This is a genomic window from Pseudomonas sp. G166 (assembly GCF_037027455.2).
Taxonomy (GTDB): Bacteria; Pseudomonadota; Gammaproteobacteria; order Pseudomonadales; family Pseudomonadaceae; genus Aquipseudomonas.
In genome coordinates this window covers 338,296-359,928 of sequence record NZ_CP146985.1, presented here as the reverse complement: position 1 = coordinate 359,928, position 21,633 = coordinate 338,296, and the positions used below count along the sequence as shown (strand labels likewise).

Sequence of the window (21,633 nt, the reverse complement as noted above, 5' to 3'; positions counted from 1 at the left end):
TCACAGACATCGTCACCGACCTCAGTACATTCAAAGCCCATGAGACATTGACAAAGTCGCACAGCCCGTAGAGGCTCTGGGAATCCCCCCTGAGTACGCAAGGAATGCCAAATGCGCGAAGTAAATGTCCAAGCATTGAAGCTGACGAAACGCGCAGAGAACAACAAGATAAATCTTGTTGAATCTTTCGTGGATCTTGGGCCAGTTATACCCATTCTAAGCAACGCCGAAAGCCAAGTGATTTTCGGAAGGCGGGGGACAGGGAAGACTCATATTCTTTCCTACCTTACCGAGGTCATCGAGAAAAACAAAGAGTGCGCGGTCTTCTTGGACATGCGCCTTATAGGTTCTACCGGAGGCATCTACTCCGACCCATCGCTTACAATATACGAACGGGCCACACGCTTACTGTCAGATACACTGGGCGCCATCCATGACGCTGTCCTCGAAAAAGTAATCTATAACGACACCGACTACAATTTATCAGCTATTGCACCTTGTCTTGACGGTTTCGCAGAAGCGGCAACGGAGGTAGTTGTTGAGGGAATTGTGGAGGAAGAAGCCAGCACGCAGTCATCAAGCGACACAAAAACCGGCCTTTCACTCGACGCGAATATCTCAGCTACACCCTCCATAAAAATGACAACGTCTGACGCCCAATCCGCCTCATCCACCGACGCCATCAAACAGAAGGTGACAGGTAAGCGCCGTTTAAGGGTCCACTTCGGCTCCTTAAGCCAGTCTGCTAAAAAATTGATTGATCAATTGCCGGGAAAACGCCTCTGGGTAATTCTCGATGAATGGAGCGAGATTCCTCTGGATCTTCAGCCTTACCTGGCCGACTTACTTCGAAGGACTCTTTTCCCTATCCCTGGGGTAGCGGTGAAAATCGCAGCTATCGCTCAAAGGTGCAATTTCAGAATTAATACCGAGTCATCAGGATATATTGGTATCGAAATTGGGTCGGACGCTGCGGCCAGCATAAATCTGGATGAATACCTTGTATTCGATAACGAACCACAGCGTGCGCGAAAATTTTTTGAAGAGCTACTTTTTCGACATATGAAATCCGGCTCGGATGACACATTTACTACTGAGTACCCCTCTGCGGCAAAGCTCTCCTTGGAACTTTTCACACAGTCTAACGCATTTGATGAATATGTCAGATCAGCAGAAGGCGTGCCGAGAGATGCTATCAATATCCTATCGCTTGCAGCTCAACGTGCGGATGAGTCAAAAATATCTATCCCTGATGTTAGAGCGGCTGGCAAAAGTTGGTATGCTCGAGGAAAGCAAAGTGTTCTATTGTCAAAGCCTGAAGCTGCCGATTTATTGAACTGGATCATTGACGAAGTTATTCAGCACCGGCAGGCAAAGGCATTTTTAGTGCCGGTAGAGCTGAAAGATGAGCTCATAGATTTTTTGTATGACGCAAGAGTTCTTCACATTCTTAGAGAAGGCGTATCAGCACAAGATATTCCGGGACGAAGGTTCGACGTATTTGCGATTGACTACGGGTGCTATGTTGACTTAATCAATACGCACAAAGCACCCAAAGGTTTGTTTCAAGTGGATGAGGGGGAGAACTTCGTCGATGTGCCCCAAACCGACTACCGCTCAATCAGGCGCGCCATTTTGAACATTGACGACTTCTACAAAACACGGAAATCTACCGCATAGCGACCTAAAAGAAGAACAAATAACCATGTCCAAACCTACCTATCTAATATTACAGATAGGTGGACGAGTTGGTTCGGTACGTATATCAGCACGTACACATCCTGATGGACAGCTCGTTAATCACGGGAAACACTCATATCAGACTTCCGCAAAGCAGGTCTTTAACACTACGATTATCAATACTTGGCGAGACTCGACCACTGGCCGCAAAACTTATTTTGGCGTCTTCATTGCCCGCTGCACAGTAGCGGTGCTGACTCCTGTCGCCCTTGCTGTTTCACGTATACCCATCCCCTTGCCCAGACACTCCAGAATGCGCTGACGCTTGTCCTGATCGACCCCACGACCCTTGTAAGCGCCTTGCTCCTTCGCCTTCTTAATGCCATCCATTTGGCGACGGCGACGGTCCTCGTAGTCCTTCCGAGCGACCGCTGCGAGCATATCCAATAGCATATCGTTGATGGCCCCAAGCATCCGTGATGTGAAAGTGTCCAACGCCCCCCTTCCCTGCGCCATGAACTGGTGCGAGGTAGGCAAATCAAGCGAGACCACTCGGACCTCCTTGTCCTTAATGATCCCCCGGAGCTTCTGCCAGTCAGCATCCGTGAGGCGCGAAAGCCGGTCCACCTGTTCGACCAAGAGAACATCACCGGGATGCGCATCGGACAATAGGCGGAACAGCTCAGGCCGCTTTAGGGTCGCCCCACTTTCGGTCTCAGTGTAGTAGGTCGCTACCCGCTGCCCATGATCCTGTGCGAAGGCTGTGAGCTGGTCCTTGGCTCGAGTAGCGTCTTGGTCAGTAGTGGAAGCCCGAAGGTAAGCACGGATGAACATCGAGTAGCGTCCTGTAGTCGTTTAGGTGTGGTCACTGTATTTGTGGTCGTTTGAATAGTCAACACCCTCTAAACAACTACACTCATCCAACCACCAGCCGTAGTCGCTGATGCACACCCCAAGGACCACGAACAATTAGGCCTTTCAAACACCTATCAGAGGAGGGAACGCCTATGAACGACCATCGAACCGTGACCAATCCTTGGTACTCTCTTGGGCTCTCATCCAGAAGCGCGCAAGGGCACGCGAAAAGGACCCCACGCGGCGCGATTAGGACCACGCGAGGGCACCCACGGGGGGTATGTGCGGACGTACCCGGATTGAGGTGGTCATTCAGATTTTTGTCCCAAATCCTCATAGCCTCTCTCGGAGGCCTACACGATTCAGACATACTCGGGATTTATACCAAAAGGAGGCTAATCGTGAGTTGGGAAGACATATTCAAGCTTTTCACCGCCACAATCGTATCAGTGGGATCCGGCGGGGTGATCGTTTTTGCCCTCTCCTCTTGGTTAGGAAAGATATGGGCAAGTAGGATACTGGCGAACGAAACACATCAGCTTGCTGCTCAGCTTGAGGCAACCAAGCGAGACCTCGACGTCATCAAGGAAAACACCCTCCGATTCCAGAATGACAAAATAATTGCCTATCGGGAAGTAATTGAAATAGTCGCACGTCTCCTTGCGAAACTCGATTCGAAGGAGAGCGGGAGGTTAACTGAAGAGGACGCCGAGGCCTATTTTGATGAATTCAACGAGCAGCGAATTCGGCTGTATGGTTATCTCGCAATACTGGCGCCACAGACCGTTATGGATGCTCAAGATAGCCTTATCGACCATCTGCTAAAAATAGCCGGTGACCATGTTGAGTACGAATGGACCGAAATTCGTAATAAGTCCCTTACGCTTCTCAACGCCGTCCGGGAAGACATCGGTATCGGGAAAGGTTCTGTAGCTTACAACGGCGAGCTTTGACGACCGCGAGAATTCCTCACGAGGCCATGGCACAGCCACCAAGTAAAACGCAGACGACATCCCCAAAGGCTTCGCCCAGAGGACCACCCTGACTAACTCCAAGAGCGACAAGGAGTAAACCAAGGAATCGGTAAGTGACACGTGGGTAGCCAGAGTGCGGATTACAACTAAACAGGTCTTCCGCCGAGTAGTCATCACTTAGGCCCTCCTTTAGGTGAGGTGGTTATTGGTCGTTGATATTCATCACCAGAAGGAAGCCTGAGAGGGGCCTTAAAGAGAAAGACTATCTAAATAACTTTAAGTCCCCCTCTGCTTATAGTGGGTACTTTTAAATCAGCGCTAAATGTGACCAAAGTTTCGCAACCAGTCACACGCCTAACTACCCGAGCGACCGCCTGTTGGTGCCCTGTTAGCCTTTCGAGAAGCGGCAAGGCTTTCGCCCTGTGCGTAACCGCCAGCACCTGCCGAAATAATGTTCAGGGCATTGGCGATCTGGTTGATCTTGTATTTATTGCCACCGAGACCACGGACGGCAGCCTTGGCGCTCTCCGAGCTACCCACGCGATTCGCGAAGATGGCTTGGTAGTCGCGTGTGTAGTTGTCGGTGATGTTCATGCGTTGGGCACTGGCATCGTTTGACACCGAGTTCTTGAGCCTGTCCATGGTGTGGCCTGACAGGCCGGACTCACCAATGGCCGCGTTGATGGTCCCTTCGTTGCGGATGGCTTGAAGGTTCACCTCAGTGAGCTGCCTACGGGCTTCATCCTGCTTATCCACGGTGGCAAGCTTTTGGTCGTTCTCTGCGAAGTTGGCTTGCTTGACCACTTCGTTCTGCTGCCTGCGCTCGTTATCGGTCATTTGGCCTTTGGCCTTGGCGTTTTCCGATGCGCTCATAGCGGCGCTTGTTGCTGCGAGGATAGCCATGGTAGCCACCCCTCCTGTTGGGTCACACATAGAGAACCTCCTATAACCAGAATTGTTTGAAAGGGAAGCCAGCGGGACTCATCACACAGTCGGCCTGGAAGGTCGCCCCAAGGGTTTCCAAGAGTCGCATGTGAGCCTTGTTATCGATTGACACCAAATTTGTGAACGGCACATCGACAGGCGATTCGCGCTTTATGAACGCCAGATGATCTTTGAGAATCCGGTAGAACCGAAACCGTTGTCCGGGCGATAGCGTCGTAATGACGTTTGTTGTCACGAACCAAATGCCTCCGTTGGTATGACCCCCTACGGCCAAAACTTGATGACCAAGCTTGATTGCGTAAGTGGTCTCATCGTGAGCAGCCGTGATCACATCTACGGGATTACGACCAGCTTGCATTGCATGGAAATCTGCGAGGTCGTTCGAGGAAAGATTGCTTGAAGCTTTTATGAGATCGGCGATAGTTGCCTTAGTTTTTTGCATGCTGTGAGCGCTCCTTTCAGGTGAGTGAAAGCTGGACCGTTGGCGGCATCCTGCTGATAGTGGGTGTTTTTAATTGGGGCTATTCCGGACGCCCTTAGACCTGAGCGAACCTGTGTGGAAATAAGGCGCACGGGCGGTTGGATAGCTCCGCCAACAGTGAGGGGTTTTAAAAGGTGCCTTAGCTTGCCGGTCTTAGCGGTGCGTGGCCCTTCACGCCCGCTACTAACAGCGCTTTAAGGTCCGCAACGTCCTGTCACAGCATCTTCAGTTCACCCATAACGCTTTGCGCGATTGGATTGGCTGACTGGTCGGCGTCGTAACGGCCAGTCTTGCGGATGGTCGGTAGGACCTCCTCAGTGACCCACTTGCGGAACGTCTCAGAGGCTGGGGCTTTCCCACGGAGGAGCAGGGCATACACACGGGACTCATCAAAGAGCCACGAGTTGATCGGGATCAGTCGCCCATCCCTCTCTAATTTAGAAAGGGATACCTCAACCTCTCTAACCTGTACCTTCACGCCCCGTTTGATGGCGTGGAACTGACCGACTGCATGACTCGGGTTCTTCAAGCCAGCCGCACGGGCTACCCGAGTCGCTACGAACAGAAGGTCGTATTCTGGCGGCCGGTCAGTACGTCCAGCTCGACGCCCATAAAGTCCAGTTCGGCTACTTATTTTTCCAGTTTGCAACCGACAGTTTCTTTTTGTCAGATTCAGGGAAGTAGACATAGAGCCCAATGGGCCCAGTGATTTCGATGATTCGGAAAATGGTGATCCGCTCAGAAATGCTCTCAGCATGACCCAGCATGGTTCTTAAAATTTCGTCCAATACAGCGATTTCACCTTCAGTATCGGTCCGATTCGCCTTATTGCGTCTACTACCGGGCGATTTGATGGGCTGCTCAGGCTGACTTTTTTTTATGACCGAGATGAGCTCATCCACTGAACCAGACATACCTGCGGCATGGCCCTTAGGTGTCACCATCATGGTAATCGTAAGAAAATCAGAGGAGATATCACACCACATACTCTCGATTCGCTCACCGGAATCGATTGGTCCGATCGTGTAAGTAACGCGCTCTCCCTGCTCTCGATCACGCACAGCGAGTGTAAAACTGACCCGTGTGACGCGCTTCCCGGCTGGTTTTTCAGCTGCTTTCATCTGAAGCTCCATAGTTGTGCCACGCCCAAACATCTAAGGGGAGGAAGGGCACGATCAAACCGCCACGCGAACTGCTTGGGCTACACTGGGACCCGTAAACGATCAAATCGCTGTTAGGCTGAAAGCTGCGGACAGGGCCTCATGCAGGGCCGTCGCAGAAAGCCGTTGAGACCCCGCATAAAGATCGTAGGTGACGGCCCCCCAAGCTGTGGCCTGCAATGCTCTGAGTGATTACCTCAGGAATCGCAGCGGCCTTAAGCAGCCCTGACAGAGAATGTCTCAACGAATGGCAAGACTGACCACTACCTGACTCAACCCTCAGCGGCTCTCTCAGCGCCTCATTGAGCGGCTTGCTGGTGTCCGTCGGCATGGGACAACCCCGGCCTGGCGGGAAAACCCATAGGCCCCGTTGGGGGTCATCTTCGAGTATGCTCGGTCCTTGGCGTTATCGGTAGAACCGTGTCCGAAGGAGAAATAATCGTCTGGACCGCTATATCGGTGCCTGCATATTTCTTGTGCAAGATCGAGGCGATACTCCTTCCAGTGGCCTTGGACTCCTGTATGGCGGCGTAGATGTCCTCGCCTTTCATCGGTTTGTCATGAGCCATGACCATTGTTGAAAGCCCGAATGCCGCATCTTCTTCATCATTAGTGGGCGAAAGACTGTCTACCAAATCGTTTGGATCAAACTGCATCGCTGCCTGCATGCCAGCACCATGGGTTCCATAATCCATATTAATTCCCTGCTGCTTCTCAAGCTCGAAAAAGAACAGATCGCTGTCACTAAAAGGCAGATGGTAATCATTGAAATTAATAAACTGCCGACCATCGATTCGCATTTGAAAGTGATAGTGCGGGAAATTCGTGTGAGCGCCATTGTGTCCTGCAAAGTCATTTGTTGAACAATCAAAGGACCACTCAATGTTTTTCCAACGAATCGTAGAGCTCAGCACCTTGCCTTCGGGCGCCTCCTCTACGAGATCGTTGATGTTGGCCAACACCCGTTCACAATTTGCACACCACCTTAGGTAAGCGGAAATCTGCCGATAGCCGTATTTTGAAGCTATCAACAGGATGTCCTTGTTCTTGAATTTCCCCCGCCTCAAAAGCCAATGCAGGCATGGCTCATCCCGGCTCAGCGTTTTGAAATCTTTTTGGCACAGGTAACACTGGTCGAGTGCGTATGCGGCTTCGAAGTGTTCATGCTGCTCGTGGTGAGCCCGATCATTTTCCGCCTGCCATTCTTCTCGCTCTGCATCTGTAAACCTCGCAAAGTCGGCACTTGCTCTTGCCGCAGCAGCCTTGAAATCAGTAGCCATGTTTGTCTCCTTACAAAATGGTCCAACGGAAATCCACTCTGTTGCCCGCATCTGTGTAGATATCACACCCCAGGGGCCGCCTGTAATTATCCTCCCGATACCGAGCAAAGAGAGCCCGGAACCTTGTGACGAAACTTGAAGCTTTGTTTGCGCATGCCTGCTAAGCAAGCTTGACTGATGCGCAGGATCAAGCACCAGTACGCGGCAGTGCACCTTGTTTCAGGTACACAGGATGAGTACACTTCGCATCAAGCAAGGGGCCTGAACTCCTTGACTTTACTGGGTTTACGGCACTCATGCCCGTGTCGGCGGTTCGATTCCGTCTCTGGGCACCAAATACCGAAAACCCCGATCAAGAAATTGATCGGGGTTTTTTATTGCCCGGGATTTCCTTCCTCAGCCTTATCGACTCGGCTACATTCCTCCGCTTCCCTCTAGTAGCGAGCGAGTCGACATGGACATCACCAACATCCCCTTTGGCACCACCGACTGGGCAACCATCGAGCCCACCGAACACAAAGGCGTCACCGGAACCGCTTACTGGCGCACTCGGCAATTCGGGAATATCCGGGTGCGGATGGTGGAATACACGGCGGGGTATCTGGCCGACCACTGGTGCAGCAAGGGCCATATCCTGTTTTGCCTGAAGGGTGAGTTGAACACCGAACTGGAGGACGGGCGACAGTTCGTGCTCAAGCCAGGCATGAGCTACCAGGTAGCCGACCAGGCCGAGCCCCATCGCTCTTCAACCTCACTGGGTGCCACGTTGTTTGTAGTGGATTGAATTCGAAGCGCCCGCCATGACGCTGTAGGATAGATCGCCTTATTTTCATGTCAGGAATCTGACCCATGTCATCGGCAAACAAACAGCAGAAGCGTAACCAGCGCGCCAAGGCAAAAGCCAAGAAGAACCGGATTCAACGTGCCGCCGCGCCGAACGACTTCCTGGACCCGAACGACGAGCGCATCGACCTGGAAACCGTGGATTTATCGGAGTTGTTCCAAGCCATGCGTGCGGCAGAAAAGATCAGTCAGCAGGCCATGTGCGCAGTTTTCCTGGGACATCCATTGCTCGCACTCGTGCTGGAACAGGAAGGCGAAGAAGAAGCCACTGACTTCATCATCACCGCCCTGATCGAATATCGGCGCATGACAACGGACGTCGACGAGCAGACCGCACTGGACTGGGTCGAGAGCGAGCAGTTCCAAGCCGATTACGTCGCTGCGTCCAACGCGCTGGCGCAAGACCCGAGCTGACCATCACCCCGCCAAGCGCCTTTGTCATGAGGGCGCTCGCGATGGATGACACCCTCTTGGGATAGCTCCTACAAACAGAGGGCAACCGACATAAGGTGGCGTCATCCCCGTCTTGCACGAATCAGCTGTTTTTCCTCCCGAGCAATCAGCCTCGTCCGGCATCATCGACACTTTGTCTGGAGCATCCTTTTGGTCCGCCCACCATCACGGTTGCCCTTTCGATGACTTCCCTCCTGCCTCAAGATGACCCAAAGCTCGCACCGCTGATTAACGAGCTTGGCGAACTGATCCGCCAAGCACGCCAGAAGGTGCTGCGCGCGGTCGGAAGAAGAACTGCGCAATGAGCTGGATCGCGAACGGGCGCGACTTGAAGACGTGACCGTCGACCTCCGAAAACCGCATGTTCAGTAAACCCATGTAGGATTACGCGCTTTTTCAGCAACAGCGACCTCAAGAACGCTATCCTGCATATCACCGGTCGCAGCCCATCCTTCTCTAATCCAGGCCTTGCGGGCCGCCCCTAACGAATTGGAAACCGAAGCCCAATGGCCTCACTGAACAAACAGCAAAAACGCGCCAAGCGCGCCAAAGACAAAGCCAAGCAGATCCGCATGACCGGGCGCAAATCCATCCCAATGTATGGGGACCCGGCCCACGCGACCGCCCAACCGCCAGTCTACGTACTGGAGCTGTTCGTCAAACTGCGCGAAGCTGAGGCCATCAGTCGCAGCGAAATGCTCGACACACTGCTCGCGTCCCTGAGCGTGATGATCAGCGAACGCCCGAGCCTGCTGGACCTGAAAAACGCCGAAAACAAAAGCATGGCAGCCACTAACCTGGCCGCCGACATGCTGGTGGATTACCGCATGTGGGTCGATGATATGGACCGCGATACCGCCCAGCGCTGGCTCAGCACGCCGGAATTCATCAAGGACTTCAGCGAGGCGCTGGATCGGTATCGCCAGTCGATGGAAGAGCCCGCTAGCGAATAAGTCGACCGGCTATTCGTCACCGTTCCAATGGAAGACCAAATTGCGTGCGGCACCGCTGCCAACCTGAGCAGTGTCGCGGCGCACCTCACCGTTGCGGGTCGCCATTACGGTGTACTTGCCTGGCGGCAGTTGCACGTAAACCAGCGGCCCTGCGTCATTCAGTGTCAGCAGCGTTTGTCCCGACGCGTTCTGGACGGTGACATCCACATCCGGGATGTATTTGTTTTCCACGCCAATCGCAAATGTCATGTGCAGGTTATAACCCTGGGCCTGTCCGATCGCCCGGGCTTCATCCTCGCCGATACCGCCGGACAGATAGGTGATGCCGTTCTGTTGCAACGGCTGGACCTGAACGCCTGTGTTGTCGATAGGGGTAAGGTCTGTGGCGTTGAGCGTAAGAGGGAATAGCAGTGCGCCGATGGCGATAAGACAGTAGATAGACTTCATGGCGGCAATTCCTGATTCAGGGAAATCCACCTTATTTGATCGATTCATGGACGTTGCGGTTTAGATCGATTGGAAGTTGAGTCGACTGCGGATTGGAATGACACGCTCATCCGATTAACCCTTCCAACCCCCGCCCAAAGCTGGCACCATCGCGCCTTTTTTTACGCTACTCCCCCGGAATCTTCACCGGCAGACAGGGTTCAAACGGCTGTTCGGTTGTTGATGGCGCGACAGTCTGCTGCGCCTATGCGACAACCTGCCGCACATCACCGGTTTACCACCCGTAGCGCTGTTGGCGGCCTTTCGGACGCATGCTAGCTTGGCCGCCTCGCCAAGGAAGGCCGCTAACAGCAAGGGAGCACACACCATGAGGACCGCACATGGCTCAGGCCACGCCCGCGCTTGAAATCCGCAACCTGCACAAACGCTACGGAAAGCTGGAGGTGCTCAAAGGCGTCTCGCTGACCGCCCGCGACGGCGATGTGATCTCGATCCTGGGCTCCTCCGGGTCCGGCAAGTCCACGTTCCTGCGCTGCATCAACCTGCTGGAAAACCCCAACCAGGGGCAGATTCTGGTGGCCGGCGAAGAGCTCAAGTTAAAGGCGGCAAAAAACGGTGAGCTGGTGGCCGCCGACGGCAAACAGATCAACCGCCTGCGCAGCGAGATCGGTTTTGTATTTCAAAACTTTAACCTCTGGCCGCACATGAGCGTGCTCGACAACATCATCGAAGCGCCGCGCCGAGTGCTCGGCCAGAGCAAGGCCGAAGCCGTCGAAGTGGCCGAAGCCCTGCTGGCCAAGGTCGGCATCGCCGACAAGCGTCACGCCTACCCTGCCGAGCTGTCTGGCGGCCAGCAACAGCGCGCCGCCATCGCCCGCACCCTGGCGATGCAGCCCAAAGTAATCCTGTTCGACGAACCCACCTCCGCCCTTGACCCGGAAATGGTCCAGGAAGTACTTAGTGTGATCCGCGCCTTGGCCGAAGAAGGTCGCACCATGCTGTTGGTAACCCACGAAATGGGATTTGCCCGTCAGGTTTCCAGCGAAGTGGTGTTCCTCCATCAGGGCCTGGTCGAGGAACAAGGATCGCCCCAGCAGGTCTTCGAGAACCCGCTTTCGGCACGCTGCAAACAATTTATGTCTAGCAACCGCTAACGGAGCAGTACACATGCAGACCTACAAGAAATTCTTCCTGGCCGCAGCCGCCAGCCTGGTCTTCTCAACCAGCGCCATGGCAGCCGACAAACTGAAGATGGGCATCGAAGCCGCCTATCCGCCGTTCAACAACAAGGACGCCAGCGGTCAGGTCGTGGGTTTTGACAAAGACATCGGCGATGCCCTGTGCGCCAAGATGAAAGTCGAATGCGAAGTGGTCACCTCCGATTGGGACGGCATCATCCCGGCCCTGAACGCCAAGAAGTTCGACTTCCTGATCTCTTCGCTGTCAATCATCGAAGAGCGTAAGCAGGCCGTGGATTTCACCGACCCGTACTACTCCAACAAACTGCAGTTCATCGCACCGAAAAACGTCGATTTCAAAACCGATAAAGACTCGCTCCAAGGCAAGGTCATCGGTGCACAGCGCTCCACCTTGGCTGGCACCTACCTTGAAGACCATTATGAGGGTGTCACCACCAAGCTCTACGACACCCAGGAAAACGCCTACCTGGACCTGACCTCCGGCCGCGTCGACGCGATCCTGGCGGATAAATACGCGAACTACGATTGGCTGAAAACCGACGCTGGCCGTGCTTACGAATTCAAGGGCGACCCACTGGTGGAAAGCGACAAGATCGGCATCGCCGTACGCAAGGGTGACCCGCTGCGCGAGAAATTGAACGCCGCGCTGAAAGAAATCGTCGCCGACGGCACCTATAAAAAGATCAACGACAAGTACTTCCCGTTCAGCATCTACTGATCCTGACGTGCCTGGCCGGTGCCGCTCTTGCAGCACCGGTCCTTAGCAAAGCCTGCCGCGATATGAACACACACCCATGATGATCGATCTCTACGGATTCGGCCCGGCGCTCGCCGCCGGCGCGCTGATGACCGTCAAATTGGCGCTCTCGGCCCTGTGCCTTGGGCTGCTGCTCGGCCTGCTCGGCGCCTTGGCCAAGACCTCCCCGTACAAGCCGCTGCAATGGCTTGGCGGCACGTATTCGACACTGGTGCGCGGTATTCCGGAATTGCTCTGGGTGCTGCTGATCTACTTCGGTACCGTCAACCTGATGCGCGCCTTGGGCGAGTACTTCGGCAACCCTGAGCTGGCCCTTGACGCATTCGCCGCCGGCGTCATCGCCCTGGGCCTGTGCTTTGGCGCCTACGCCACGGAAGTGTTTCGCGGCGCGATCCTGGCGATTCCCAAGGGCCATCGCGAAGCCGGCGTAGCCTTGGGCCTGTCGAAGTGGCGGATCTTCACCCGGTTGATCCTGCCGCAGATGTGGCGCATCGCGCTGCCCGGCCTGGGCAACCTGTTCATGATTCTGATGAAAGACACAGCGCTGGTCTCGGTGATCGGCCTGGAAGAAATCATGCGCCACGCGCAAATCGGCGTGACCGTGTCCAAGCAACCGTTCACCTTCTATACGGTGGCCGCGTTCATGTACCTGGGGCTGACGGTGCTCGCCATGATCGGCATGCACCTGCTGGAACGACGCGCCGCCCGTGGATTTACCAGGAGCACCCAATGAACTGGGACGTCATCATCAAGTGGCTGCCGAAGCTGGCCCAGGGCGCCACACTGACCCTGGAGCTGGTGGCCATCGCCGTGATCGCCGGCCTGCTGCTGGCGATTCCACTGGGCATCGCCCGTTCTTCACGCCTGTGGTACGTGCGGGCGCTGCCCTACGCCTACATCTTCTTTTTCCGTGGCACGCCGTTATTGGTTCAACTGTTCCTGGTCTACTACGGCCTGGCGCAATTCGATGCCGTGCGCAGCAGCGTGTTGTGGCCATACCTGCGCGATCCATTCTGGTGTGCCACCGCCACCATGACTCTGCACACCGCCGCATACATCGCCGAAATCCTGCGCGGCGCAATCCAGGCCATCCCACGGGGCGAGATCGAAGCCGCGCGAGCCCTGGGCATGTCGCGGCCCAAGGCGCTGCTCTACATCATGCTACCCCGCGCCGCGCGCATCGGCCTGCCGGCCTACAGCAACGAAGTGATCCTGATGCTCAAGGCCAGCGCCCTGGCGAGCACAGTGACCTTGCTGGAACTCACCGGCATGGCCCGCACCATCATTGCCCGGACTTACCTGCCGGTGGAGATCTTCTTCGCGGCTGGCATGTTCTACCTGGTGATGTCGTTCCTGTTGGTGCAAGGCTTCAAGCAACTGGAGCGCTGGTTGCGCGTCGATGCCTGCCAAGGACGCTGACAGCGGCGTGCTGACGGGCGAGGCGCTGCTCGCTCGTTTCACCGCGTTGGACGCTTTTCTCACGGAGCACCAGGCACTGTGGAAACCGCGTCCGTTCACCCATCTACAGCTGCCCTGGGAAAAGTCCCACCCGGAACTGGCCCAATGGCTACGCCAGCGTTCGCTGGAGGCTGCGGAAAACGACCATCATCAGCCGTGGTTGATTGAAGACGCGCCAGCGCCATTTCCAGAACTGGCAGCGCTTTCCCGCGCATTGAGTGCCGTCGCACAATTACCGGCCAAAGTGCTTGAAGCGCCGGCCCACCGCCTCAACGTCGACGTACCCGGTCGCAAGTGGCAGCAAATCGAGGCATTCGCCAGCCGCCTGCGCTTCGCCATAGAACCGACTCATTGGCTGGACTGGTGCGCCGGCAAAGGCCATCTCGGCCGACGCCTGCTGCACGGCGAACAACAACTGACCTGCCTGGAATACGACCCGGCCCTGGTCGCCAGCGGCCAGCAACTGAGCCAACGTCACCATCTGCTCGCCACACACCTGCGGCAGGATGTACTGGCGGCGGACGCCTCGAATGTCATCTACCCCGAACACACACCCGTGGCCCTGCACGCCTGTGGCGACCTGCATGTGCGCCTGATGCACTTGGCGAGCGCCACCGGTTGTGGACAACTGGCTATCGCTCCGTGCTGCTACAACCGCATCGGCACCGAGCAATATCAACCGCTGTCCGACGCAGCCTTTGGCTCCGCCCTACACCTGTCGCTCGACGATCTGGGCCTGCCAATGAGCGAAACCGTCACCGCTGGCGCACGCGTCCGACGGCAACGGGACCAGTCCATGGCCTGGCGCCTGGGCTTCGACCTGCTGCAACGGCAGATCAGAGAAAGCGACGACTACCTGCCTACCCCCTCATTACCCAGTGCCTGGCTGGAAAAATCCTTCGCCCAGTACTGCATTGATCTGGCAGCCCTGAAGGACTTATCCACAGTCGGCTCACCGAATTGGGCCGCATTGGAAGCGGCGGGCCACCAACGCCTGGCCGAGGTGCGCAATCTGGAATTGGTGCGAGGGCTTTTCCGACGCCCGTTGGAACTGTGGCTGGTACTGGATCGAGCGCTTTTGCTCACTCAAAAAGGTTACGACGTTCGCCTCGGCACCTTCTGCGAAATGCCCCTGACGCCACGAAACCTGATGTTGCTGGCAGAGCGTTACTGAGGCGAAACAGCCTGTGGATAACTCTGTTGATGGAATCTGCCTGGATCCAAGAAATTCGCGATTTCCTGACCGATTCAGGGCTGGTCGTTTTTTGTTCACATGGATAAAAAACCATGAAAACAGGTATTTGCGAGCAAACGAGAAAGCTGTCACAAAATCGCAAGGTGCCACGCGCTTCGTCCTTCCCATTGTGCATAAGCATCTGAGCGAAACGACATAACCGTCGAATTCGGTACGGCCCGGGGCCTGTCGTTACGTCTGGAATCCTGCGTAGTACAACAGCCCACGGTATCGCGCAGTATGGACTTCACCCACCTGCCCCCTTGGATATCACCGCCACTCTGCAACGCCTCGAGCCCCATGCAAAAATAGTCAGAATTCAGGGGTTTACAGAACGCCCCCAATCGCTATAATCGTCGCCCACACGCCGGTATAGCTCAGTTGGTAGAGCAACTGACTTGTAATCAGTAGGTCCCGGGTTCGACTCCTGGTGCCGGCACCATACAAAACAAAGCCCTCGCAGAAATGCGAGGGCTTTGTTGTTTCTGAAGCAGTGATTGCCCAGTTATCCCTGCACAACACTGCCTCCTACATAGCCAGCTCACTGCGTGCTCCGAGCACTTCGTCTTTCAGACCCTCTTCTCAGAGCGGAAAAACCTTCTTGCTTTGGCTTGGACATACACGCGGCCAGTCATGCGGCCAGCCGATAAGTGGACTGTACCAACCCAGAAGGAAAGCAGCGGCTGGATACCAGTTTCAATTCAACGTCCTGCTGAAGGGCCCCGAACAATGGCCTTCCCGACCCGATCAGCACAGGAACAGTGGTAATCACCATGTCGGCGACTAATCCATCGCGCAGGAATGATTGCACCACCTGCCCGCCATCGACATAGACCCGACGCACGTCTTGCCTCTTCAAGTCCTCCATCAGTTCCATGGGTGCAAGGTTGGAGAAACGTACCTTGCCCTTCAACGCCTCGGGCACTGGCGAATCCGCCAGCCGTTCAGACAGCACCACCACGGGTCGTTCATAGAACCAAGTGTCGAAGGTCAGCACCTTCTCATAGCTTCCCCGCCCCATCACAATCACATCCTTGTCAGCGATGAAGTCTGAATAGCCATGGTCCTCAGTTGGATCGTCGCGCTGCAAAAGCCAGTCAATGTCACCATCGGGCCTGGCGATGAAGCCATCCAGACTGGTGGCGATGAAAACATGGGCAGTGGTCATCAGGACTACCTTATGACGTATGTCGATGCATGATCATAAGCCGAATAAACGTTTCTCTTCGCTCTCGCACGCCTCGTGGTTTTAGCTGCCTTCTATCGGAGAAGGGGCTCAGGCAATAGAGAGCCTGCTCCAGCCCAGCGGGATCAAGCTCCCTCGCCAAGAGGCGTAGCGCAACATTCACCTAATCATTTCTCCCGCCGATACCCTCGATAACAGCATCGCCCATCCCAAGCGCTGCGCTGACGCTCAACTACACTTCCCCAAATCCCCGCTCCAGGAGCACGAAGCGATGAAGATCCGCAGCAAGATCATAGGCTCGGGGTTGATCAGCCTCTTCTTTGCCCTTTTGCTCGGTGGCATCGGGTTGTGGGGGTATCACTCCATGACCGAAGCCCTGGTGCAGAATGAGACCAGTATTTCGGCCATGCGCAAGCACATGGAGGCCGACATGATGCACGACGCCATCCGTGCCGATGTGCTGGCGGCGTTGCTGGTGGCGCCGGGGGATGCTCAAGCGGCCAAGGACGTAACGGAGGCGTTCGATGAACATACGCAGCGGATGCGCAAAGTTATCGCCGAGAATGCTGAGGCGAAGCTGCCAAAGGATGTCGCCCAGGCAATTGTCGAGTTGAAGCCCCAGGTCGAGACCTACATCGATAAAGCCAAACAGGTGATCGGCAAGGCGCTGAGCGGCGCTCAGGATGGGCATGCGTTGCGTACCGAATTCGACGCGGCGTTTTCGGCACTGGAAGAGCGCAACGAGGCGGTGAGTGAGCTGATCGAAAACCAGGCGCAGTCGTCGCGCGAGCATCAGGACAACAGTATTCAAGCGTCGCAAAGTTGGCTGATCGTCACGTTGCTGGCCACGTGCGTGGCGCTGGCGCTGGTGTCGTGGACTCTGCTCAAGGCTGTGCTTACGCCGCTGAACAAAATCATCCTCAACACCCAGGCGATTTCCCAAGGGGATTTGCAGCGGTCGATGGGCGCGCATGGCAAAGATGAACTCGGTCAGTTGCAGAGCGTGATCGAGCAGATGCAGGCCAATTTGCGGCAGATGATCGCCACGATCCGCAACCAGAGCGACGAGTTGCATGGTACGTCCCGGACCTTGGGCGATACGGCGCGGCACATTGTGTCCAGCGCCGATCAGCAGGCCCATAGCGCCACCAGCATGGCGGCGAGCATGGAGCAGATGATAGCGAACATCAGCCAGATCCATCAGCACGCCGACAGCGCACGGACGATTTCGGCACAATCCGAACAGTTGGCAAGCAGCGGCGGCCAGGTGATTCTCGGGGTCGTGGAAGGCATGAACCGGATCGCCGAAGTGGTTAACCAATCGTCCGGCAAAATCACGGCTCTGGACGCTTCGTCCGAAGACATTCACTCCATCATTCAGGTGATCAAGAGCATCGCCGAACAAACCAACCTGCTGGCCCTCAACGCCGCCATCGAAGCGGCCCGTGCTGGCGAGGCAGGGCGCGGCTTTGCGGTGGTGGCCGATGAAGTGCGTAACCTGGCGGCACGCACTACCCAGTCGACCCAGGAAATTACCGCGATGATCGAGCGCATCCAGACCAGCGCCCGAGATGCGGTGGCGAACATGCAGGCTTGTGTCAGCCGCGTGGACGAAGGTGTGAACCTGGCCCAGCAGGCCGGGGTTTCCATCAGCGAAATCCGTACTGGCGCCCGACATGCCGCCGAAGTGGTGGAGGAAATTTCCCAGACCATTGCCGAACAATCGAAGGCCAGCGATGAAATGGCCAGGCGAGTGGAGTCGATTGCCGAGCAATCTCGAGAAAACACTCGCTCGATTCACAACCTGACGCAAACGGCGGATCAATTGAACAATGCGGCGGGGTCGATGCAGGCTTCGGTGCAGCAGTTCAAGATCTGATCAAGCAGGGCTGCGCAGCAGCCCTTTTTATGAGTGCTGCGCACTCAAGCGGGAGCAAGCTCCCTCGCCACGGATCTATTCATTCCTCTAAATAGGTTCCGTTGCCGATTCGTCAGAGGCTTTTTATAGTCCGGCTCACACCTGACTCACCTCAAACACAAACGATATCTCCCGCTTCTGCGCACTCCAGACATACCGAAGATGTTTACCCTGCACCGGAATCGAAACCGCTGGCGGACGAAACGCGGCAGCGCATTCGTGGCCAGGCAGGCGGACGCTGTTGTAGAGCAGGCCCCAGGACAAGGTTTCGCGCAGCTGCCGGGCGAACACCTGGGACGGGCCGTAGGCGCTAGGGTCCGGGTCGTGGAGGTGGGGATAGTCGTGGCGGATGTCGTGCAGGGGCTTGATGACCTTGTTGACGTATGTGCGCATGGTCAATTCCAGATCAGGCTCGTTGGTCGCACCGAGAAATCTGGCTTGGTGATAGCAGGTTTCGGCAATGGCAGCTTCCTGACTACTGGCGGCGTAATAGACGCCGAAGGTGCCATCGCTGAAGCGACTGGTTTTGCCTATGTGGGTAAACGCCGCCATCACCGGCGAGGAACCAGGCCCGGAAACACGGTCCTCGGGGCGCACCCGGGACAACACGCCGGCCTGCGCCATGAGCCGGTCGTTGGTCAGCGCTTCCAGGGCATAAGCGGTTGGCAGGTCGTCGGGATCGAGTACATCTTCGAACAGCGTGATCGGCGGGAAACTGCTGTTGACGATCCGATAGGCCCGTTTCCATTGCGGATCCGTCACTGGTGGTGTCATCAACCGCGCACTCCATCGAGATAGCGGCGCACGTCGGCAATGTCCACCACCCGCCCGGCCAGCATGTAGGCCAATGCCGACTGACCGTTGAACGGCGCCGCGGTATTGGGGCTGCTGACCCATTGATAGGCGCGGTCCCGGTTGTTGCTGAAGATGATGCTCAGCGCCTTGTGAATACCCATGAGGTAGGAAATACGCTCGAGGGTGTCACGAGGCAGTCTTACGTTTTCTGGTAACTGTTTGTATTTGTAGAAGGTCGTGTTGCCGACCTTGCCCAGTAACGTGCGCTGCTGCTCGACGCTGCAGCCCCACAACGCCATGAGGTTGAAGAAAAACTTCAACGCGACTCGACCCGCGTCCGGGGAGTCCAATTGTTGCTGTGCGTTGAGGGTGATGGAGGAAGTAGCCATGGGTCTGGGCTCCATTGTCACGGGGTGGTACTGGGAGAATAGTACATATATGGATATAAATTGAAATTTAATTCGCAGGCGAACAAAAAATGCCGGATTTGAATTCGTAGGACATTTCCTTGTGACCTTTTGCCCCTGACAAATTACACAATCCCATACACGCCAAACCGGCAAAAACCGCAAATCCCACATAAGCTCCAACCATCGCTTGTCGGAGCATTTCGGCACAAAATCGCGACAACCGTGGCAAGTTGCATGATGATAGCGACCATGCACTGCCTGGCCCGACCAAGTGCACAACAATAGCGAGCCCACTTATGCAGAGGGCATTACCCCATGGATAGCAGAACTCTACGCAACCTCATGCGCATCGTGCAGACCGGCTCGTTGTCGGCCGCAGCCGAACATTCGTGTCTCACGGTGCAAGCATTGGCGGCGCAGTTGAACAAGGTCGAAGAGCAGTTCGGTTTCCGGCTGTTCCGACGTTCGAACAAAGGCCTGACGTTGACAAGCCAAGGCTCGGAACTGACCCCTTTTATGGATCAAGTACTGGTGGCCACGCGACAGTTGGAGGAGAAAGTCGCGGCACTCAAGAGCCCTCGACAGCGCACGCTTAAAGTGGCGCTCAATACCACCCTGCCGGCGGAGTTCAACCGGCGGATGATCGATCGGTTGATTGCCGTATTCCCCCAGTACCAGCTGGAGTTCAGTTACGCCGAGTCGATGGAGAACTTGAGCAAGCTCAAGAACGAAGATTTTGACCTGGCGATCCTGATCGGGGCCCAGCAAAGTGGCTTTTCAAGCATCACGATGCCTGACGTCCAAGTGCAGGTGGTCGGCGCCCATTGTGGCGACGAGGACGATTCCCTCGGTTTGCTCGGCGATAAATTTCAGGTGCGTCCGGCAGAAGAATGTCCGTACTCCCACAGCTTTCTTCGTTTTCTCGATGCGGGCCTGGGCGAATACGGGTCAAGCCAGCGGATGGTGTATTCCTGCAGTGAAACGCTGACGTTGTCGTTGATCACTCAACTCGACGGCCTGGGGCTGGTGTCCAGGGAAGCGGCGCTGCGCAATGGCTTGGCGATTTTCCCGGACTTCGAGGATTTCCTTGAGGTTCGCCTGGCGGTGAACAATCCAGAGTTGTCCGGCCAGGCGCTGAACGATGTGGTGGACCTGACGCTACAGGAACGAACCGAGCGCGATGTACGACGCCGTGCCCACCGCCACACTGAGAAACAGGTTGCGGCTGAAATACGCACATAACAGCGTTGGAATCGCGGCATAGAATTCCGGGCGATCGAGCTGTATCCGCTGATCCTTGATCAACAACGGGGTGAGGCTGATGGCCGCTACGATCGCCACCGGCAGGTATTCCAAGGCGCGCGCGACAAACGGTGGCCAGTGTTCAGTGTTGACCTGCAACGGCAGGGCGCGAGGCAGGAAAGTCACGGCCATCATCAGCACGACAACCAGGATCAGGAACGTTTGGTCAGGCATACGCCCACCCCGCAGCCAACGAATGTGGCGATGAAGACATTGAACGGCGAACTGCCAAGCAGGCTCAGCCCGCCCATACAGACCACAGCCGCCAGGGCCGCGATCAACTTGTTACGGGTGTCGCACAACGAAACCAGCACGTAGAGCATCATCGCGGTCAGGGCGTAATCGAGCTGATACTTGATCAGGTGCGCCGCGTATTGCGCGCACACGGCCCCCAACAACCCACCCAGCACCCAGGACGTGTGGCAAAACAGGTTGAAGCCGATCAGGTAACGCACACTCACAGGCGCCCCGCTGCCGAGCTTGACGCTGTGGAAAGCGAACGACTCGTCCGTGAGCCCCACCGCATAGCACCAGCGCTCGAAACGACTGAGCCCCAGCGCTCGCAAAGCCTTGGCCATATAGACCGACATCAGCATATGCCGCGCATTGATCAAGAACGTGGTGAGCACGATGGTGGTCAACGAGGCGCCGCTGGAAATCAACGCCAATGCCGCGAATTGCGAAGCGCCCGCGTAGACGAACAAGCACATCGCCACGGGCAACCATAGCGGCAGCCCGGCGTTGACCGCCATCAGACCGAACACAAACGAAACCGTGAAATAACCCGCTACCACCGGACTGGCTTCAGCAAAGGTACGCGAGGCTTGTGGTTCGACCACCAGCGGCTGGCTGGAAGTCTTGTTCATAAATCCCTCTCGAATGTGATTTCACCCCGGGGCTCACAGAACCCCTGGGCAGCCCAGAAACGCTTGCCGGCCAGATTAGCATCGTCGACGAACAGGAACATGCGCAGCACGCCCACCCGTTTCATGTCGGCCGAAGCGGCCTCCACCAGACGCTGGCCCAAGCCTCGGGTGCGATGTGCCGGGCTGACGGCCAGGTGATTGATCGTGCCGCGGGTGCCGAGCATGCCACCGATCACTGCGCCGACCACATCCCCGCTGGCATCGACCGCCAGGTACGCGGTGGTGGTGTCCTGCAACAACACCCCCCGCAAAAATCGGGCGTCCTGCCAGTCGCAGAACGACACTTCGTCGAATCCGCGAAAAAACCGCTCCAGTCGTTCGGCGTCCCTGACCTGGGCCCGGCGCAGCAGAACCTGCTGCACCGGATCATCCATGGG

Annotated in this window: 24 protein-coding genes and 1 tRNA gene; 13 read left to right on the top strand and 12 right to left on the bottom strand. The window is 56.1% G+C overall.

The genetic code is table 11. From position 1 onward, the window contains the following. Positions 1-111 precede the first annotated feature (111 nt). Positions 112-1,680, top strand: a complete 1,569-nt coding sequence (locus SGN16_RS01600; protein WP_335943732.1) for a hypothetical protein — start codon at positions 112-114, stop codon at positions 1,678-1,680. 213 nt (positions 1,681-1,893) lie between these two features. On the opposite strand, the gene SGN16_RS01595 is transcribed toward SGN16_RS01600, so the two are convergent. Further along, on the bottom strand, positions 1,894-2,514 hold the full coding sequence (locus SGN16_RS01595) for a recombinase family protein (RefSeq protein WP_335943731.1): 621 nt from the start codon (positions 2,512-2,514) through the stop codon (positions 1,894-1,896). Between the two features lie 422 nt (positions 2,515-2,936). Here SGN16_RS01595 and SGN16_RS01590 point away from each other — a divergent pair, with 422 nt between their 5' ends. Next, positions 2,937-3,488, top strand: a complete 552-nt coding sequence (locus SGN16_RS01590; RefSeq protein WP_335943730.1) for a hypothetical protein — start codon at positions 2,937-2,939, stop codon at positions 3,486-3,488. A gap of 375 nt (positions 3,489-3,863) precedes the next feature. On the opposite strand, the gene SGN16_RS01585 is transcribed toward SGN16_RS01590, so the two are convergent. The 4 genes from SGN16_RS01585 to SGN16_RS01570 all read right to left on the bottom strand — a co-directional run bounded on the left by SGN16_RS01585 (position 3,864) and on the right by SGN16_RS01570 (position 7,375). Then, positions 3,864-4,412 (bottom strand): hypothetical protein, encoded by a 549-nt coding sequence (locus SGN16_RS01585; protein ID WP_335943729.1) that lies wholly within the window; start codon positions 4,410-4,412, stop codon positions 3,864-3,866. A gap of 40 nt (positions 4,413-4,452) precedes the next feature. After that, on the bottom strand, positions 4,453-4,896 hold the full coding sequence (locus SGN16_RS01580; protein ID WP_335943728.1) for a phage protein Gp13 family protein: 444 nt from the start codon (positions 4,894-4,896) through the stop codon (positions 4,453-4,455). A 665-nt stretch (positions 4,897-5,561) separates the two neighbouring features. Next, positions 5,562-6,056, bottom strand: a complete 495-nt coding sequence (locus SGN16_RS01575) for a hypothetical protein (RefSeq protein ID WP_335943727.1) — start codon at positions 6,054-6,056, stop codon at positions 5,562-5,564. Positions 6,057-6,472: 416 nt separating this feature from the next. Then, positions 6,473-7,375, bottom strand: a complete 903-nt coding sequence (locus SGN16_RS01570; protein WP_335943726.1) for a hypothetical protein — start codon at positions 7,373-7,375, stop codon at positions 6,473-6,475. 454 nt (positions 7,376-7,829) lie between these two features. On the opposite strand from SGN16_RS01570, the gene SGN16_RS01565 reads away from it, so the two are divergent. From SGN16_RS01565 to SGN16_RS01555, 3 genes are all read left to right on the top strand, one after another. Beyond that, positions 7,830-8,159, top strand: coding sequence for a DHCW motif cupin fold protein (locus SGN16_RS01565; protein ID WP_210642407.1), 330 nt, complete (start codon positions 7,830-7,832; stop codon positions 8,157-8,159). 65 nt (positions 8,160-8,224) lie between these two features. Continuing rightward, positions 8,225-8,632, top strand: a complete 408-nt coding sequence (locus SGN16_RS01560) for a hypothetical protein (protein WP_210642406.1) — start codon at positions 8,225-8,227, stop codon at positions 8,630-8,632. A gap of 545 nt (positions 8,633-9,177) precedes the next feature. Next, a complete protein-coding gene (locus SGN16_RS01555; protein ID WP_335943725.1) occupies positions 9,178-9,624 on the top strand; it encodes a hypothetical protein in 447 nt (148 codons plus the stop codon). A gap of 9 nt (positions 9,625-9,633) precedes the next feature. On the opposite strand, the gene SGN16_RS01550 is transcribed toward SGN16_RS01555, so the two are convergent. Continuing rightward, the gene (locus tag SGN16_RS01550; RefSeq protein WP_335943724.1) at positions 9,634-10,071 is read right to left on the bottom strand and encodes a carboxypeptidase regulatory-like domain-containing protein; all 438 of its coding nucleotides are present in this window, start codon (positions 10,069-10,071) and stop codon (positions 9,634-9,636) included. Positions 10,072-10,451: 380 nt separating this feature from the next. On the opposite strand from SGN16_RS01550, the gene SGN16_RS01545 reads away from it, so the two are divergent. From SGN16_RS01545 to SGN16_RS01520, 6 genes are all read left to right on the top strand, one after another. After that, positions 10,452-11,225 (top strand): ABC transporter ATP-binding protein, encoded by a 774-nt coding sequence (locus SGN16_RS01545; RefSeq protein ID WP_092401369.1) that lies wholly within the window; start codon positions 10,452-10,454, stop codon positions 11,223-11,225. A 13-nt stretch (positions 11,226-11,238) separates the two neighbouring features. Further along, a complete protein-coding gene (locus tag SGN16_RS01540) occupies positions 11,239-11,988 on the top strand; it encodes an ABC transporter substrate-binding protein (RefSeq protein WP_335943723.1) in 750 nt (249 codons plus the stop codon). 76 nt (positions 11,989-12,064) lie between these two features. Further along, positions 12,065-12,760: an ABC transporter permease gene (locus SGN16_RS01535; RefSeq protein WP_210642401.1), complete on the top strand. Its 696-nt coding sequence runs from the start codon at positions 12,065-12,067 to the stop codon at positions 12,758-12,760. Continuing rightward, positions 12,757-13,446 (top strand): ABC transporter permease, encoded by a 690-nt coding sequence (locus SGN16_RS01530; protein WP_210642400.1) that lies wholly within the window; start codon positions 12,757-12,759, stop codon positions 13,444-13,446. The genes SGN16_RS01535 and SGN16_RS01530 overlap by 4 nt, the downstream gene beginning before the upstream one ends. Further along, on the top strand, positions 13,427-14,659 hold the full coding sequence (locus SGN16_RS01525; RefSeq protein ID WP_335943722.1) for a methyltransferase: 1,233 nt from the start codon (positions 13,427-13,429) through the stop codon (positions 14,657-14,659). The genes SGN16_RS01530 and SGN16_RS01525 overlap by 20 nt, the downstream gene beginning before the upstream one ends. 426 nt (positions 14,660-15,085) lie before the next feature. Continuing rightward, positions 15,086-15,161, top strand: a tRNA-Thr gene (locus SGN16_RS01520). A 189-nt stretch (positions 15,162-15,350) separates the two neighbouring features. Here SGN16_RS01520 and SGN16_RS01515 read toward each other — a convergent pair. Then, complete coding sequence (locus SGN16_RS01515) at positions 15,351-15,887, bottom strand: dihydrofolate reductase family protein (protein WP_335943721.1); 537 nt, start codon at positions 15,885-15,887, stop codon at positions 15,351-15,353. Positions 15,888-16,176: 289 nt separating this feature from the next. On the opposite strand from SGN16_RS01515, the gene SGN16_RS01510 reads away from it, so the two are divergent. Then, entirely contained in the window at positions 16,177-17,784 is a 1,608-nt protein-coding gene (locus SGN16_RS01510) for a methyl-accepting chemotaxis protein (protein WP_210642392.1), read from the top strand. Positions 17,785-17,919: 135 nt separating this feature from the next. Here the strand turns inward: SGN16_RS01510 and SGN16_RS01505 are convergent, their stop codons facing one another. Both SGN16_RS01505 and SGN16_RS01500 read right to left on the bottom strand, forming a co-directional pair. Beyond that, a complete protein-coding gene (locus SGN16_RS01505; protein WP_335943720.1) occupies positions 17,920-18,597 on the bottom strand; it encodes an RES family NAD+ phosphorylase in 678 nt (225 codons plus the stop codon). Further along, the gene (locus SGN16_RS01500) at positions 18,597-19,007 is read right to left on the bottom strand and encodes an MbcA/ParS/Xre antitoxin family protein (RefSeq protein ID WP_210642390.1); all 411 of its coding nucleotides are present in this window, start codon (positions 19,005-19,007) and stop codon (positions 18,597-18,599) included. Before SGN16_RS01500 ends, SGN16_RS01505 begins: the two co-directional genes overlap by 1 nt. Positions 19,008-19,343: 336 nt before the next feature. On the opposite strand from SGN16_RS01500, the gene SGN16_RS01495 reads away from it, so the two are divergent. Further along, on the top strand, positions 19,344-20,270 hold the full coding sequence (locus tag SGN16_RS01495; protein WP_210642389.1) for a LysR family transcriptional regulator: 927 nt from the start codon (positions 19,344-19,346) through the stop codon (positions 20,268-20,270). Here the strand turns inward: SGN16_RS01495 and SGN16_RS01490 are convergent. Genes SGN16_RS01490 through SGN16_RS01480 form a run of 3 tightly spaced genes read right to left on the bottom strand, consistent with a single transcriptional unit; the run spans position 20,187 to position 21,630 of the window. Continuing rightward, a complete protein-coding gene (locus SGN16_RS01490) occupies positions 20,187-20,504 on the bottom strand; it encodes an AzlD domain-containing protein (RefSeq protein WP_210642388.1) in 318 nt (105 codons plus the stop codon). The two genes, SGN16_RS01495 and SGN16_RS01490, sit on opposite strands and share 84 nt — an antisense overlap. After that, entirely contained in the window at positions 20,483-21,196 is a 714-nt protein-coding gene (locus SGN16_RS01485) for an AzlC family ABC transporter permease (protein ID WP_335943719.1), read from the bottom strand. Before SGN16_RS01485 ends, SGN16_RS01490 begins: the two co-directional genes overlap by 22 nt. Further along, positions 21,193-21,630 (bottom strand): GNAT family N-acetyltransferase, encoded by a 438-nt coding sequence (locus tag SGN16_RS01480; protein ID WP_335943718.1) that lies wholly within the window; start codon positions 21,628-21,630, stop codon positions 21,193-21,195. Before SGN16_RS01480 ends, SGN16_RS01485 begins: the two co-directional genes overlap by 4 nt. Positions 21,631-21,633: the final 3 nt, after the last annotated feature.